The sequence below is a fragment of the Streptomyces sp. DSM 40750 genome, assembly GCF_024612035.1.
In the GTDB taxonomy this organism is placed as follows: domain Bacteria; phylum Actinomycetota; class Actinomycetes; order Streptomycetales; family Streptomycetaceae; genus Streptomyces.
Map to the genome: position 1 here is coordinate 4,926,540 of NZ_CP102513.1, position 15,562 is coordinate 4,942,101.

12 protein-coding genes and 1 tRNA gene are annotated in these 15,562 nt (G+C 71.0%); 4 read left to right on the forward strand and 9 right to left on the reverse strand.

Going from position 1 to position 15,562, the window contains the following annotated elements; all coding sequences use genetic code 11:
- Positions 1 to 96 precede the first annotated feature (96 nt).
- Positions 97 to 2,379, reverse strand: a complete 2,283-nt coding sequence (locus tag JIX55_RS22040) for an MMPL family transporter (protein ID WP_257565020.1) — start codon at positions 2,377 to 2,379, stop codon at positions 97 to 99.
- Between the two features lie 202 nt (positions 2,380 to 2,581).
- Complete coding sequence (locus JIX55_RS22045) at positions 2,582 to 3,184, reverse strand: TetR/AcrR family transcriptional regulator (RefSeq protein ID WP_257565021.1); 603 nt, start codon at positions 3,182 to 3,184, stop codon at positions 2,582 to 2,584.
- Between the two features lie 343 nt (positions 3,185 to 3,527).
- Here JIX55_RS22045 and JIX55_RS22050 point away from each other — a divergent pair, with 343 nt between their 5' ends.
- Positions 3,528 to 6,830, forward strand: a complete 3,303-nt coding sequence (locus tag JIX55_RS22050; RefSeq protein ID WP_257569433.1) for a S41 family peptidase — start codon at positions 3,528 to 3,530, stop codon at positions 6,828 to 6,830.
- 260 nt (positions 6,831 to 7,090) lie between these two features.
- Here the strand turns inward: JIX55_RS22050 and JIX55_RS22055 are convergent, their stop codons facing one another.
- The 4 genes from JIX55_RS22055 to JIX55_RS22070 form a co-directional block, all read right to left on the reverse strand.
- Complete coding sequence (locus tag JIX55_RS22055; protein ID WP_257565022.1) at positions 7,091 to 7,360, reverse strand: hypothetical protein; 270 nt, start codon at positions 7,358 to 7,360, stop codon at positions 7,091 to 7,093.
- A gap of 91 nt (positions 7,361 to 7,451) precedes the next feature.
- Positions 7,452 to 8,384 (reverse strand): SDR family oxidoreductase, encoded by a 933-nt coding sequence (locus tag JIX55_RS22060; RefSeq protein WP_257565023.1) that lies wholly within the window; start codon positions 8,382 to 8,384, stop codon positions 7,452 to 7,454.
- Positions 8,381 to 9,325, reverse strand: a complete 945-nt coding sequence (locus JIX55_RS22065; RefSeq protein ID WP_257565024.1) for an alpha/beta fold hydrolase — start codon at positions 9,323 to 9,325, stop codon at positions 8,381 to 8,383. The genes JIX55_RS22060 and JIX55_RS22065 overlap by 4 nt, the downstream gene beginning before the upstream one ends.
- Positions 9,322 to 10,908: a flavin-containing monooxygenase gene (locus tag JIX55_RS22070; protein ID WP_257565025.1), complete on the reverse strand. Its 1,587-nt coding sequence runs from the start codon at positions 10,906 to 10,908 to the stop codon at positions 9,322 to 9,324. Before JIX55_RS22070 ends, JIX55_RS22065 begins: the two co-directional genes overlap by 4 nt.
- Positions 10,909 to 11,098: 190 nt before the next feature.
- Here JIX55_RS22070 and JIX55_RS22075 point away from each other — a divergent pair, with 190 nt between their 5' ends.
- Positions 11,099 to 11,725: a MerR family transcriptional regulator gene (locus tag JIX55_RS22075; protein WP_443046713.1), complete on the forward strand. Its 627-nt coding sequence runs from the start codon at positions 11,099 to 11,101 to the stop codon at positions 11,723 to 11,725.
- Positions 11,726 to 11,863: 138 nt separating this feature from the next.
- Here the strand turns inward: JIX55_RS22075 and JIX55_RS22080 are convergent, their stop codons facing one another.
- Positions 11,864 to 12,667 carry an exodeoxyribonuclease III gene (locus JIX55_RS22080; protein ID WP_257565027.1) on the reverse strand — a complete coding sequence of 268 codons (804 nt, stop codon included), beginning with the start codon at positions 12,665 to 12,667 and terminating at the stop codon, positions 11,864 to 11,866.
- A gap of 162 nt (positions 12,668 to 12,829) precedes the next feature.
- On the opposite strand from JIX55_RS22080, the gene JIX55_RS22085 reads away from it, so the two are divergent.
- Together JIX55_RS22085 and JIX55_RS22090 are read left to right on the forward strand one after the other, a co-directional pair.
- A complete protein-coding gene (locus JIX55_RS22085; RefSeq protein ID WP_257565028.1) occupies positions 12,830 to 13,306 on the forward strand; it encodes a GNAT family N-acetyltransferase in 477 nt (158 codons plus the stop codon).
- Between the two features lie 62 nt (positions 13,307 to 13,368).
- Positions 13,369 to 13,782 carry a hypothetical protein gene (locus JIX55_RS22090; RefSeq protein WP_257565029.1) on the forward strand — a complete coding sequence of 138 codons (414 nt, stop codon included), beginning with the start codon at positions 13,369 to 13,371 and terminating at the stop codon, positions 13,780 to 13,782.
- A gap of 68 nt (positions 13,783 to 13,850) precedes the next feature.
- On the opposite strand, the gene JIX55_RS22095 is transcribed toward JIX55_RS22090, so the two are convergent.
- Together JIX55_RS22095 and sepX are read right to left on the reverse strand one after the other, a co-directional pair.
- Positions 13,851 to 13,924: transfer RNA gene (locus JIX55_RS22095), tRNA-Ala, on the reverse strand.
- A 125-nt stretch (positions 13,925 to 14,049) separates the two neighbouring features.
- Positions 14,050 to 15,411 (reverse strand): divisome protein SepX/GlpR, encoded by a 1,362-nt coding sequence (sepX, locus tag JIX55_RS22100; protein WP_257565030.1) that lies wholly within the window; start codon positions 15,409 to 15,411, stop codon positions 14,050 to 14,052.
- Positions 15,412 to 15,562 lie beyond the last annotated feature (151 nt).

The following is a 15,562-nucleotide window of genomic DNA, read 5'->3' on the forward strand; positions in this document are numbered from 1 at the left end:
GTCGAAAGAACCCATACGGCCGCACGCAGAAGCCGGTGAGGGCGCCCGTCCCCACGGGCCCTCACCGGCGGTCCTGCTCGGAAGCCGTCCGTCGCGTCAGGTGCGGACCAGTTCCCTGTCCTCGTCGTCCTCGGCCGCGTTCTTCGAGACGGCGTCGTCCCGCGCCCGCAGGGCCTCACCCTCGACGTCGACGTTCGGCAACACGCGGTCCAGCCACTTCGGCAGCCACCAGGCCTTGTCGCCCAGCAGCGCGAGGACGGCCGGGACGATGGCCATGCGGACGACGAACGCGTCGAAGAGGACGGCGATGGCGAGGCCGAAGCCGATCATCTTGATCATCGACTCGCCGGAGCCGATGAAGCCGGCGAAGACGGCCATCATGATCGCCGCGGCGGCCGCGACCACCCGGGCGCTGTACTTGAAGCCGGTCACCACGGCCTGGTTCGGGTTCTCGCCGTGGACGTACGCCTCGCGCATACGGGTCACGAGGAACACCTCGTAGTCCATCGCCAGGCCGAAGACCACGCCCACCATGAAGATCGGCATCATCGACATGATCGGGCCGGTCTCCTCGACACCGATGAGTCCCGCGAGCCAGCCCCACTGGAAGACCGCGACCACGGCACCGAGCGCGGCCAGCACGCTGAGCAGGAAGCCGAGGGCCGCCTTCAGCGGAACCAGGATCGACCGGAAGATCACGATCAGCAGGAGGAAGGCGAGACCCACCACCAGCGCCAGGTACGGGATCAGCGCGTCGGTGAGCTTCTGCGAGAAGTCGATGTTCATCGCCGTGGCGCCGGTGACCAGCACCTTCGCGTCCGTGTCCGCCGTCACGCCGGCGCCCGCGTCACGGATGGCGTGCACCAGGTCCTCGGTCTGCGTCGAGGACGGCTTGGAGTTCGGGATCACCGTGATCATCGCGGTGTCGCCCGCCTTGTTGAACGTCGCGGGGGTCACCGTCACGACGTCCTTGAGGCCCTTGATCTCGTCAGTCACCGCGGTGGCGGCTTCCTGCGGGGACGCGCTGTCCTTGGCGTCGACGGCGACCATCAAGGGGCCGTTGAAGCCGGGCCCGAAACCCTCGGACAGCAGGTCGTACGCCCGGCGCTGTGTGGTGGACGTCGGCTGCGAACCGTCGTCGGGCAGGCCCAGCTCGAGCTGGGTGGCCGGGAGCGCGATCGCGCCCAGGCCGACCACACCGAACAGCAGCACGGCGACCGGACGACGGACGACGAAGCTCGCCCAGCGGGTGCCCATGTTGGGCTTGACCACGGCGGAGTCCTTGGCGGATTCCGGGGCGGAGTCATTGGTGGAGTCCTTGGTGGAGTCCTTCGCCTTGCCGCGTCCGAGCAGCTTGCCCTTCTCACCGGCCGGCCGGACCTTGCGGCCCGCGTAGCCGAGCAGCGCCGGGACCATGGTGAGGGCGATGAGGACCGCGATGACGACCGTGCCCGCCGCCGCGAGACCCATCTTGGTCAGCATCGGGACGCTGACGACCGCGAGACCGGCCAGCGCGATCACGACCGTGAGCCCCGCGAAGACCACCGCCGAGCCGGCGGTGCCGACGGCCCGGCCGACCGCTTCCTCGCGTTCCCGGCCCTCGGCCAGTTCGGTCCGGTAGCGGGAGACGATGAACAGCGCGTAGTCGATACCGACCGCGAGACCGATCATCAGGGCGAGGGTGGAGGTGGTGTCGCCGAGGTCGAGCGCGTTGGCGAGGGCGGTGATGGTGGCGACGCCGATACCGACGCCGATGATCGCCGTCAGCAGCGGCAACCCGGCCGCGACGAGCGAGCCCAGGGTGACGACGAGGACGACCGCGGCGAGGGCGAGGCCGATGATCTCGCCGGTGACCGCCGTCTCGGGCTCGGCCTGCAGGGCGTCACCGCCCATCTCGACGGTCAGCCCGGCGTCCTGCGCCTTGTGCGCGGTGGCCTCCAGAGCCTCCTTGGAGGAGTCCGTCAGCTCCATGCCCGGGACCTTGTACGTCACCGAGGCGTAGGCGACCGTTCCGTCCTTGCTGACCGCGTTGGTGGTGAACGGGTCGCTGACGGAGGCGACTTCGGAGCCGTCGCCCAGTTCCTTGACGGCCTTCTCGACGACCGCCTTGTTGGCGGCGTCGGCCATCTTCTCGCCCTCGGGCGCCTTGAAGACGACCCGTGCGGTGCCGCCGTCGGCGTTCATGCCGGGGAAGCGCTCCTCCAGCAGGTCGAAGGCCTTCTGCGCCTCGGTGCCCGGGATGGAGAAGGAGGACGGGCCCGCAGCGGGCGCGGAGGCGGCGCCGACGCCGGCGAGCGTCAGCAGCGCCACCCAGAGCAGGGCTACGAAATGTCGTCGCCGGAAGGCGAGTCGACCCAGTTTGTAAAGGAATGTGGCCACGGGGTGGTACTCCCGTTCAGGTCGTGGACGTGCAGGAGGGCGGGACGGATCAGCCCGTGCCGGAAGGCGGGGAAGGGCGAGACAAGGCAGGGGTGATCAGCCCGACGACGTGAGCGGTCGCGTCAGGTACAGGTCAGTCATTCGGCAGCCATGGACCAGCCATGGATCAGCCGCGCATCAGGCGGCGATGGCGCGGGGTCGGTCAGTCGTTCGGTACGCCGAGGGCGGGGAGCACCACGGCGTCGATGTACGAAGAGAGGAAGTCCTGCGTGGGCGGCCGGTCCTCGATCAGACCCCTCGCGACGAAGGCTCCGATCAACATGTGCAGCACATACTCGGCGGCCGGGTTGTCCGGGCGGACCTCACCCCGGTCGACGGCACGTTGCAGCACGCGGCGAAGCTCCATCATCTCGGGCTCGATGATCAGCTCGCGGAACGCCTTCAGAAGGTCGGGATTCCCGTGGATCGCCATGGCCAGCCCCCGCATCAACGCGGAGTTCTGCTCCATGGCGCAGTCGTCCTGGCTTCTCACCAGCGCGTGCATGTCGCCCGGCAGGGACCCGGTGTCGACCGAGCCGATGTCGGGACCCGGCTTGTTGTGCCGCATGGCCTTCGCCACCAGCTCGGCCTTTCCGCCCCACTGGCGGTAGAGGGTGGCCTTGCTGGACCGGGTGCGGGCCGCCACGGCGTCCATGGTGAGGGCGTCGTAGCCGACCTCCCGGAGCAGGTCGAGCACGGCCGCGTAGAGCTCGGCCTCACGCTCGGGCGTGATCCGACTGCGGCGCACCGTCGCGGTCTCAGTCATCCCACTCCCCTTACTCGGGCTGCACGTTCGAGACGACAAGGCTACCGGCCGTGCGGCATGGCACGGGCCCGGCGCCCCGCTTCTCGAACGAAACGGTTTCGTACGCTTATGAAGATACCCGGAGAGGTGCCCACCCTGTCAACGAAACGAAACGGTTTCGTTCGTGTCCTGGGTCACTCGGCCAGGTCGCCGCGGCCAAGTTGCCGGTACACCTCCAGGGGAAAAGCATGGGGAGGTGAGCGACGAGTACGAGCAGGCAGCCGGCAGTGACGCGTACGAGAGCACCGCCGGAGCTTCCGGCTACCTCCGCTTCCCCCACCTCAGCGGCGACCGCCTCTGCTTCGTGGCCGAGGACGACCTGTGGCTGGCCCCGCTCGACGGCTCCGACCGCGCCTGGCGGCTCACCGTCGACCGTACGAAGGTCGCCACCCCGCGCTTCTCGCCCGACGGCCGGCACATCGCGTACACGAGCTGGCGCAGCATCGTCCCGGAGATCCATCTGACCTCGGTGGACGGCGGCCGGCCCGCCCAACGCCTCACCTACTGGGGCAGCCCCGACACGGAGGTCCGCGGCTGGACGCCCCCTGCCTCCGACACCGAGGGCCGCTCGGACATTCTGGCCGTCGCCTCCCACGGCGAGCCCTTCTCGTACTTCACCTGGGCCTACAAGGTCCGCCTCGACGGCGACCCGGGCCGCAAGCTCCCCTGGGGCCCGGTCTCCGACATCCAGGTCGCCGAGATCGACGGCGAGCGCCGCACGCTGCTGCTCACCGGTACGCCCCCGCACGAACCGGCCTCCTGGAAGCGCTACCGGGGCGGTGCCATGGGCCGCCTCTGGCTGCACGGCGAGCGGCTGCTGGCCGACCTCGACGGGCACCTCCACTCCCCCATGTTCGTCGGCGGCCGTATCGCCTTCCTCTCCGACCACGAGGGCATCGGCAACCTCTACTCCTGCACGTACGACGGCTCCGACCTGCGCCGCCACACCGACCACGACTCCTTCTACGCCCGGCACGCGGCGAGCGACGGCACCCGGGTGGTGTACCAGTGCGCGGGCGACCTGTGGATCGTCGACGACCTCGACCCGGGCTCCTTCCCGCGCCGCCTCGACGTGCGGCTCGGCGGGTCGCTCACCGGGCGGCGGCCGTACCAGGTGCCGGCCGCCCAGCACGTCGACGGCCTCTCGGTCGACGAGACGGGCCGGGCGAGCGCGGTCGTCGTACGCGGCAGCCTGTACTGGCTGACGCACCGCGAAGGCCCCGCCCGGACCATCGCCGACACCCCCGGCGTACGCGTCCGGCTGCCCGAGATGCTCGGCTCCGGCGGGCAGGTGGCCTACGTGACGGACGCGGACGGCAAGGACGCGATCGAGATCGCCTACCTTCCCCGGGCCACCGGCGACCGCGAGCCCCGCCGCCTCGCCGCCGGCGACCTGGGCCGCGTCCTGGAACTGGCGTCGGACCCGGGCGGCGAACGCCTGGCCATCGCCGCGAACGACGGCCGCGTCCTCCTCCTCACGGTGTCCGAAGAAGCGGCTGCCGCCGCGGGGACGGAGGAATCGAACGGCGAGGTCACCGAACTCATCACGTCCCTCAACGGTCCCGTCCGCGACCTCGCCTTCTCCCCGGACGGCGCCTGGCTGACCTGGTCCCACCCGGGCATCGGCCGCAGCCTCCGCCAGATCAAGATGGCCCGTATTAAGGACCGGCTCATCGTCGACGTCACCAACGGCCGCTTCGAGGACGAGAACCCGGTGTTCACGCGCGACGGCCGCTACCTGGCCTTCCTGTCCTGGCGCGGCTTCGACCCGGTCTACGACGTCCACACGGGGGACCTGTCCTTCCCGCTGGGCTGCCGCCCCTACCTGGTCCCGCTCTCCTCCGCCACACCCTCCCCCTTCGCCCTGAACCCCGACGGCCGCCCGGTGGCCGGGGGCATGGACCCGGCCGAGGACGAGGACACCGGCGGCACGGTCACCGTGGAGATCGAGGGCTTGGAGAACCGCGTCACGCCCTTCCCCGTCACCGCCTCCAAGTACTCGGCGCTCCACCCGGTCGCCGGCGGCGGCCTCGTCTGGCTGCGCTGGCCGATCTCGGGTGCCCTGGGCGAGACCTTCGCCAACCCGGACGACATGACCGGCCGCCCGACCCTCGAATACTTCAACATCAGCAAGGCGAAGAAGTCCGAACTGGTCGAACACCTGGACTGGTTCACGGTGAGCGGCGACGGTTCGCGGCTCGTGGTCGTCGACGAGGTCGATCTGCGGGCGGTCCCCTCCACCGAGCCCGGCGACGGCGACTCGACCGTCTGGATCGACCTGCGGCGCGTGCTGCACCAGGTCGACCCGGGGGCGGAATGGCGCCAGGCGTACGCGGAGGCCGGCCGCCTCATCCGCGCGTACTTCTGGGACCCGAAGATGAGCGGCATCGACTGGGACGGGGTCCTGGACCAGTACCGCCCGCTGGTCGAACGGGTCGCGTCCCCGGACGAGTTCGCGGACCTCCTGAGGGAGGTCCTGGGCGAACTGGGCACGTCCCACGCCTACGTCTCTCCCGCGCGCCGCAACGAGGGCCCACCCCACTACCAGCGCCGCCAGGGCCTCCTGGGCGCCAACTTCGTCCGCAGGGACGAGGGCTGGGTGGTCCGCCGTATCCTCCCCGGCGACTCGTCCGACTCCAAGGCCCGCTCACCGCTGGCCGGCCAGGGCATCCGGGAGGGCGCGGTCCTGACCCACGTCGACGGCCGCCCGGTGGACCCGGTGACGGGACCGTATCCACTCCTCGCCGGCGCGGGCGGTTCGACCGTCGAACTGACCTTCGCCCAACCCGTCGCCCACCACCCCCCTTCCGAGGAAGGCCCTTCTTCCGAGGTAGGCCCTTCGGGCGGCCCCTCCGATGCGGAGGGCGAGGGCCGCTCCCGCCGCGTGGCCGTGGTCCCCCTCATCGACGAGCGCCCCCTCCGCTACCAGGACTGGGTCGCCAAACGCCGCGAGGTCGTACGGGAGCTGAGCGGCGGCCGCTGCGGCTACCTCCACATCCCGGACATGGGCGGCTCCGGCTGGGCCCAGTTCAACCGCGACCTGCGCATGGAGGTGTCCCGCCCCGCCCTGATCGTCGACGTACGCGGCAACGCGGGCGGCCACATCAGCGAACTGGTCGTGGAGAAACTCACCCGCACGATCCTGGGCTGGGACCTGACGAGAAACGCCCAGCCGGTGTCGTACGCGTCGAACGCCCCGCGCGGCCCGGTCGTCGCCCTGGTCGACGAGGCGACCTCGTCCGACGGCGACATGATCACGGCGGCCTTCAAGCTCCTCCAGCTCGGCCCGGTCGTCGGCCTCCGCACCTGGGGCGGCGTCGTCGGCATGACCGGCCGCCACCAACTGGGCGACGGCACCGTCATCACCGTCCCCATGAACGCCGCCTGGTTCGACGCGTACGGCTGGTCCGTCGAGAACCGAGGCGTCACCCCCGACCTGGAATCCCTCCGCACCCCCCTGGACTGGGCCGAGGGCCGCCACACCCAACTCGACGCGGCGGTGACCCTGGCCCTGAACCTCCTCGACTCCCAGCCCCCGGCAGCCCCCCCGGACTACACCAACGTCCCGGACAGATCCCGCCCACCCCTGCCACCCCGAGCCCCCTAAGGGGCGCGGGGAACAGCGGGCCTTTAAGGGGCGCGGGGAACTGCGGGCCTTTAAGGGGCGCAGGGAACTGCGCGACCAGCCACGACGAACCCGCACCCGCCAAAGAACAGAACCCCCCGAGCTGTCAGGCGCTCAAGGGGGTCGAAGGGGCACAGCCCCTGGGATGGGACGGGTAGGGGCGGCGGGGGCGAAGAAGAAGAGTGGGGCACCCTCACAACAAGGGCACCCCACTCAAAGCCGGCCGCTAGGCCAAGCAGAACTCAGATGTCGTAGTCCTGCTGAAGCCGCTCCTCGGACTCCCGCTGCTCACGCTCACGCTCACTCTCCTGCGGCCGACGCTGCGGCTGCCCATGCTCACCAGGGCGTTCACCAGGGCGCCCACCAGGGCGCTGCCCCGCACGCTCACGCTCCTGCCGTGCAGGCTCCTCGGGGGAACGCCCACGCGACTCCTCCGGCGACTGACCGGACTTCCGCTTGGCCTGCTGCTTGAGCTGCTCGGCCTTGTCCTGGAACTGGTCCTTCATGCCCATGTGGATTCACTCCCGTTTTGGGTGAGGGGATCGGGCCTCGACCAGACAAACACGCCCGGACATACAGCGCATTTCGAGCAGTAACGCTCAGTCATGAGGAGCCCGGCGCCCCCGCCCCCCGCGTCCGCTCGTCCGCCGCTCCACCGGCTCCCACCAGCCCCTTCGACACCCCACGAAGCCTCGGCTCCATCCGCCGCACCTCCCGCGGCGCGAACGTCCCTATGAGGCCGGGGAGATAGCCGCGTACGCCCTGCGTCCCCCGCAGCCACCACTGCCCGTACACATGACTCGACCGCCGCTCGATCCCTGCCACGAGCCGGTCGACCGCCGGCCCCAGCGGATACGTCTTCCCGGCCGGCCACGGCAGCCGCTCCCGCAACTCCCGCAGCGCCTCGTCCTTGTCGGCCCCGCGCACCATGTCCGTGTCGGTCCAGGACAGATACCCGACGCCGACACCCACCCCTTGGTGCCCGACCTCGGCCCGCAGGCAGTGCGCGTACGCCTCGACGCCCGACTTGGACGCGCAGTACGCCGTCATCATCGGCGCCGGAGTGATCGCCGCGAGGGAGGCTATCTGGAGCAGATACCCCCGGCTCTCGATCAGCGCGGGCAGGAACGCCCGTCCGGTGACGGCCGATCCGACGAGGTTGACCTCGATGACGCGCCGCCAGGAGTCGGGGTCGGAGTCGACGAAGGGCCCGCTGTTCGCGACGCCCGCGTTGGCGACGACGATGTCGACCCGCCCGAACCGCTCCTTGACCTCGGCGGCGACCCGCGCCATGGCCTCGTGGTCGGTGACGTCGGCGTGCCAGTACTGTCCCCCACTCTCGGCTTCGCTCGAGCGGGAGGTACCCCCACCGCCGTAGAGCCGTTCGGAGACCCGCTTCAGTTCGTCCGGTTCAAGCCCGACCAGCGCGACCCTCACCCCCCGCACCGAGAGCTTGCGCGCGAGGAGTTCCCCGACGCCCCGCGCGGCCCCGGTCACGACCGCGACCCGCCCCTCCAGGGTGCTGCCCCTGCTCATGCGCCCGCCTCCTCCAACTCGTCCCGCCTGGCCCGTACATACGTCGTCACGAGCCCGCGTATCCGGGCGGTGACCGCCTGCGGCGCCTCCACCGGTGCCATGTGCCCGACCCCTGCCAGCTCGCTCACGCCCACACAGTCCGGCAGCGCGGCGGCCAGCGCCCGCGCGTGCACGGGCGGGGTCATCCGGTCCGCCGCGCCCACGACGACGGCCGTCGGCACCGTCAACTTCCTTACGCCGTGGTCGAGATCGAGCGAGTCGAGGACGTGCGACCAGGCGTGGCGCACCCGCGTGGGACACGCGTGCGCGATCCTCGCGCACGCCTCCACCATCACCGGCGACGAACCGGGGCCCATCGTCGCGTACTTGAGGATCCGCCGGGAGATCGGCGTGACCGGCCCGAGCGGCGCCCGGGAGCCGAGGACCTTCCGGGTGATCCAGGTACGCGCCCGCCCGGGCCGCAAGGGCACGACCAGCGACTCGGCGACCAGCCTCGAACTGCCCGTGCTGCACAGCAGGACCGCCGCCGCGTGCTCCCGGAAGCCCGCCCGCCCGGCGGCCGCCATCAGCGTCATCGCGCCCATGGAGTGCCCGGCCAGCACCGCCTTCTCGCCCGGCGCGAGCGTCGCCGCGAGCACCGCCTCCAGATCGTCGGCGAGGGCGTCCGCGGTGCACGCGGCGGAGGCGGGACTGCGGCCGTGGCCGCGCTGGTCGTAGGCGACGACCCGGTGGTCGACGGAGAGATCCCGGATCTGTGCCGCCCAGTACGCCGTCGAGCACGTCCAGCCGTGCACGAGCACCACCACCGGCGCAGCCGTGTTTTCGAGGGGTCCGTGCACCTCGACGTGCAGCCGGGCCCCGTCGGCGGACACGGCCGCCAACTCCCGTACGGCGACGGGCGGCGCGTAGGGACCGTGCTTGACATGGGTCAGTCGTGTCACGCTCCGGCCTCCACCTTCACCGTGTCGGTCTTCATGGACCTCTCCTCGCTCTCCGTACGCGGCCGAGCCACCCGCAGCACCTCGTACTCACTCAGCTCGACGCGCCGTGTCGCACCGCGGAACTCAGCTGTCGTCCCCGGCCAGATGGTCGTGTTGCGGCCGTTCGCGTCGAGGTACCAGCTGGTGCAGCCACCCGTGTTCCAGATCGTGCGCTCCATGCGCCGCTGGACCCGCTCGTTCCAGGCCGCCACGGCGGCGGGCCGGGCGTCGAGGGCAACCCGGCCGCCCAGCACGTCCAACTGCCGTACGAAGTCCGCCATGTAGGCGAGCTGGGACTCGATCATCAGGATCATGCTGGAGTTCCCGAGACCCGTGTTGGGCCCGATGATCGTCATCCAGTTCGGGAAGCCGGCGGCGGAGGCCCCGCGCAGCGACCGCATCCCGCCGTCCGCCCAGGCCTCGGCGAGTGTCCTGCCGTCGGCGCCCACGACCCGGTCGGCGATGGGCATGTCGGTGACATGGAACCCGGTGCCGAAGACGATCGCGTCGACCTCGGCGGTGCTGCCGTCGGCGGCGACGAGGGTGGAGCCGTCGACCTTGGCCAGTCCGGAGGCGACGACGTCGACGTTCGGCCGGGTGAGCGCCGGATAGTAGGTGTTGGACAGCAGGATCCGCTTGCAGCCGATGCGGTAGTCGGGGGTGAGCCGGGCGCGCAGGTCCGGATCGTCGACGACCCGGGCCAGGTGCCGCTTCGCCACCCGCTCCACCACGCCCAGCACCTCGGGACGCTTGGTGAAGGCCTGGACCTGCAACTCCCGGATGCCCCACAGCAGTCCGCGCCGGGCCTGCGCGGTCAAGGGCAGCTGCCGGTGCAGCCACCGCTCGACGCCGCTGATGCCCCGGTCGACGCGCGGCAGCACCCATGGCGGGGTCCGCTGGAAGAGGGTCAGCCGGTCGACCTCGGGCTGGATCGCCGGCACGATCTGGATCGCGGAGGCCCCCGTACCGATCATCGCGACCCGCTTGCCGCGCAGGTCGTAGCCGTGGTCCCAGCGCGCGGAGTGGAAGACCTTGCCGGGGAAGGAGCCGAGCCCCGGCAGTTCGGCCTCGGTCGGGATCTTCGGATCGGAGAGCGGCCCGGTGGCGGAGACAACGACATCGGCCGACAACCGCCCACCGCTGGTCTCGATGTCCCAGCACAGCCGCTCACCGTCCCACCGCATCATCGTCACCTCGGAGTCGAAGCGGATGTGCGGCCGGAGCCGGAAGACGTCCGCCACATGCTCCAGATAGGCCCGGATGTGCTCCTGCCCGGAGAAGGCGCGCGGCCAGTCGGGGTTGGGCGCGAACGAGAACGAGTAGAGGTGGGACGGCACATCACAGGCGCACCCCGGGTAGTCGTTGTCCCGCCAGGTGCCGCCGACGGAACCGGCCCGCTCCAGGACGACGAAGTCGGTGATCCCCTCGCGCCGCAGCCGCACGGCGGCCCCGAGTCCGCCGAAGCCGGACCCGATCACCGCCACCCGCACATGCGGCCCCCGCTCCCGGCCCGCCCGCTCCCGTTCATGTCCGTGCTCGGCCATCCGGTACCTCCACGCCTCATCGCGTGCGCACACCGCGTTCGCACCTCATGTCCGCGCCAGTAATCACTGGCGCAGTGGGGAGCGTAGGGCAGGACCGTACCGATGGGTAGGGGTCGGGAGCTGCCAAGTTACCGGCGGTACAACATAGGCTTCCCGCGTGGCAGATGACGGCGAGCGACACGAGTACCGCATGGAGGAGCTGGCCGGGAAGGCCGGCATCACCGTCCGCACCCTGCGCTTCTACCGGGAGCGCAAACTGATCCCGCCGCCCCGCCGCGAGGGCCGTATCGCCTGGTACGACGACACGCACCTGGCCCGGCTGCGCACGATCGCGGCACTGCTGGAACGCGGCCACACCCTGAGCGGCATAGCCGAGCTGGCCGAGGCCTTCGACCAGGGCCGCCACGTGGGCGAACTGCTCGGCCTCGGCGCCCCCAGCGAGGAGGTCCCGGTCCACCTCTCCCCCGAGGAACTCGCCGACCACTTCGGCGACCAGGCGACCTCGGAGAACCTCTCCGCCGCCCTCGACCTCGGCTATCTCGCCACCGACGGCGGCGAGATCGTCCACATCAGCCGCCGCCTGCTCGACGCCTCGGCCGCCCTGGTCCGCGAGGGCGTCCCCCTCGCCGACGTCCTCGCCGCCGGCCGCCACGTACGCGAACACGCCGACGCCCTCGCCGCCCTCTTCGCCGACCTCGTCCTCACCCACGGCAACCGCACCCCCGAAGACCTCCAACGCCTCCGCCCCCTCGCCAAGAACGTGGCGGAAGCGGAACTGTCACTGGCCCTGGACCGGCGACTGCGGCAGCAGTCATAGACAGCCACGGACCTGCGACCTGCGGGCTACGGGCTACGGGCTACGGGCTACGGGCTACGGGCTACGGGCTACGGGCTACGGGCTACGGGCTACAGGACATGAACCCCTAGCCCTGGTGCCGACACCCCACACGCCACGTCACCGTTCGAAGACGACCGTCACGGGAGCGTGATCCGACCACCGCTCGTCATGGCTGGCAGCTCGCTCCACGAACGCCTTGACCGCCCTCTTCGCAAGACCCGGGGTCGCAACGGCGAGGTCGATCCTCCAGCCTGTATCCGCGTCGAAGGCCCGCCCCCGGTACGACCACCACGTGTACGGCCCCTCGACATCCGGATGCAGGTCACGCACGACGTCGACGTATCCCCCGTCCGCCTCGTCGAACACCTGCCCGAGCCAGGCCCGCTCCTCCGGCAGGAACCCGGAGTTCTTGGTGTTCCCCCGCCAGTTCTTGAGGTCGGCCTGCTGGTGGGCGATGTTCCAGTCGCCGCACACCACGACCTCACGCCCGTTCGCGGCGGCCCGTTCCCGCAGCTCCTTCAGATAGGCGAGGAACTCCCCCATGAACCGGACCTTCTCGTCCTGCCGCTCGGTCCCGACCTCACCGGAGGGGAGATAGAGACTGGCCACGGTGACCCCGGGCAGGTCGGCCTCGACGTACCGCCCGCTGCCGTCGAACTCGGCCGATCCGAAGCCGACCTGGATCCGGTCGGGCTCGCGGCGGCTATAGAGCGACACCCCCGCGCGCCCCTTGGCGACAGCCGGGGCATGCACGACATGCCACCCGTCGGGCTGCCGCACCCCCTCGGGCAGTTGCTCCGGCTGGGCCCGCACCTCCTGAAGGCACAGCACATCCGCCGAGGTCCCGGCGAGCCATTCCACGAAGCCCTTCTTCGCGGCGGCCCGCAGCCCGTTCACATTCACCGAGGTCACGGTCAGCACAGCACTCTCCCGTATAGCAGAGGGCCCGTACGCTACCCGGCGCGTACGCCGCCGCCCGCCTCCGCTACCCGTTCAGCGCCCGCGCGCCCTGGCCTCGCACCGACCGCACGCACCCTCGCGGACACCCGAAGCGGGATCCCGCATAGATGTACGATGCATGGCATGCTTATCCGCCGCGTACCCTTCGACCACCCCGACGCCGTCAAGCTGAACGACGAGGTCCAGGCCGAGTACAGCGCCCGCTACGGCGACGCCGGCGACGCCACGCACATGGACCCGGCGCACTTCGTACCGCCGACCGGGCTGTACCTGATCGCCTACGACGAACACGGCAGACCTCTCGCCACCGGCGGCTGGCGCTCCCAGGAGACCAACGGCGAGGGGTACCAGGACGGGGACGCCGAGATCAAGCGTATGTACGTCACCCCCGAGGCCCGCGGCCTGGGCCTGGCCCGCCGCATACTCGCCGAACTGGAGTCCGATGCCCGTACAACCGGCCGCACCCGCATGGTCCTCGAAACCGGCGCCAAGCAGCCCGAGGCCGTGGCCCTCTACACCTCCAGCGGCTACGAGCCCTGCGCCAAGTTCGGCTACTACCGCTTCCACGAACTGAGCCTGTGCTTCGCGAAGCCGCTCTGACGGCGCTTCCGGACACGTAAATCCCCGTGCCCGCGACGGCGTTGGCCGCCTACGGTGTCCCCGTGACGAAGAACAACCGTCTGCGCCGTCTCGTCGTGGGCGACACCACCTGGCACTGGACCGTCCGCCAACTCCCCCACTCCCGACCTCGCTCGAGCGGGAGGGACCCCCATCGCGTGGCCTACGACCACTGCCGCCTCAAGCTGTCCCTCTACCCGGAGGGCCCCCGGCGTCGGCGCCTGGTCCTGCTCTTCGGCCCGGCCGAACACCGCTCCGTCTCGAACTGCTACTTCGACTCCGGCGCGCTGGTCCGCCTCCCGGACCACACCTACCTCAACCTCCACGAGCCCGGCACGGTCCGCCGTCTCCTGGAAGCCGCCGCCCCGAACCTGGACCTCCACCCGTCGTCCCAGACGGTCGAGGTGGACGGCTGGCCGTACTTCGACGCGATCACCGAGCCGCCCGAGAGTGCCTGACGAGCAACCCCGCCTGACAACACGTCAGAGCCCCCAGTGGTGATCACCACTGGGGGCTCTGAGCTGCGTGGACCTGTGGGGATTTGAACCCCAGACCCCCTCGATGCGAACGAGGTGCGCTACCAGACTGCGCCACAGGCCCTTGCAACGAGTGAAACTCTAGCATCCCCATCACGGTGCTTGGAAATCCGTTCCCGGGCGACTCACGGGCGACTGCCGACCGGCTCGTGACTGGTCAGCGGAGTGGGAGATCCGGGCGGACGAGGGTCACTCGTTGGCCGCGCGGGGGCGGTCGCCGTCCTCGTACTGGTCGAAGAGCGGCGTACGGCCCCGCTCGCGGGAGCGTCGCGCGGACGCGGCCCGGCGGGCGTCGGAGCGGCCGCCGTCGGGAGCGTCGGCCGCGTCGTCGGCACCGCCGTCGTCCGCGTGCTCCTCGCCGCCGCACTCCCCCTCAGCGGTGTTCGAGGCGGCGCTCGACGAGCCGTGCGGGTCGGCCGAGCTGGAGCGCGCGGAGCTCCACGCGTCCGGGGCGCCGAGGTCGACACCGGAGGTGGCCCGGGGGGCCACCGGCGCGGTGACATACGTCGGGAGCGGCACGGGGACGGGGTCCCAGCTGTCGCCCTGGGCGGGCCGCCGCTGGCGCTCGCGCTGCTGGTCGACCCACTCGGCGTGGTCGGTCTGCTCGACGAGGGCACGGCGGTCGGCCGCGAGCGCGGTCAGGTCGGCCCGGTTCTCCTCGTTCTCTGGACCGTCCTCCGGCTCGTCGGTGTCCACCGGGTCCGGCATCGGCCGCCGCCGCTGGGGCTGCCGCTCCCGCAGCCGCTGCGCCGCCACCTCGGCCTGCCGCCGGTCCATCGTGTACGCGAACCGCTTCCGCTCCTGGCGGCGCAGGTGCGCGATGTACGAGCTCAGCAGCACCGCCGGTACGGCCGGCGCCCACAGGAAGGCGAGTCCGCCGACCGCCGCGACGACCGCGCCGAGCGTGAAGGCGAGGAAGAGCATCACGGTCGTACGCCGTCGGCGCGCGAGCACCTTCAAGCGCCGGGCCCGCGCGATGGCCTCCGCCGAGTCGCCCCGGCGCGCGCCCGCCGTCTGCTTGCCCGGGCGCTTCGCACGGGCGGGGGCGGGCACTCCGGCCGCGCCCTGCCTGGCCGGCGGCTGGCCGCCCTGCTTGGCCGACGGCTGGCCGCCCTGCTGCGGCACCGGCGCCTGTGCGTGTACCTGCGCTTGCGCCTGCACCTGTGCCTGCGATGCCGATTTCGCCGCCTGCGCCTGCGCGTGCTGCTGTGATGGTTGCTGCAGTTGCTGCGGTGACTCACCCCGCTCCACCGGCAGTTGTGCCCTCGTGCGCTCCCGGTGCGGGGGCATGGCGAAGGCCCGGACGTCCACCGAGTCGGTGACGCCGTCCGGTTCGGCGCTGGGCTCCCCCTCTTCGGTGGAGCGCGCCCGCAGGTCCTTGGCGTATCGGCGCTCCATCCCCGCCCGGCCGGAAAGCAGCCGGATGGCGGTGCTGAAGCGTTCCGTCGGACGGGCTTCGTTCAGCTCGTCCTGCCTACGGAGCCACATCGGCACCAAGTAGGCGGCCCAGGCCCCGACGATGACTGCGTAGATGAGGCCGCTGCTGCTCACGCCTCACACGGTAGAGGGGTTTGCGTGAGGCCATCCGCCAATTGAGCCGGTGTGTCGCACGATCTGGCTGATATTTCGAGCTTTTTTTGTGACCGATCCGATCAGCGGACCGCCGAGAGCGCGAAATTAACGTGCGGAGAACGGTTCGACT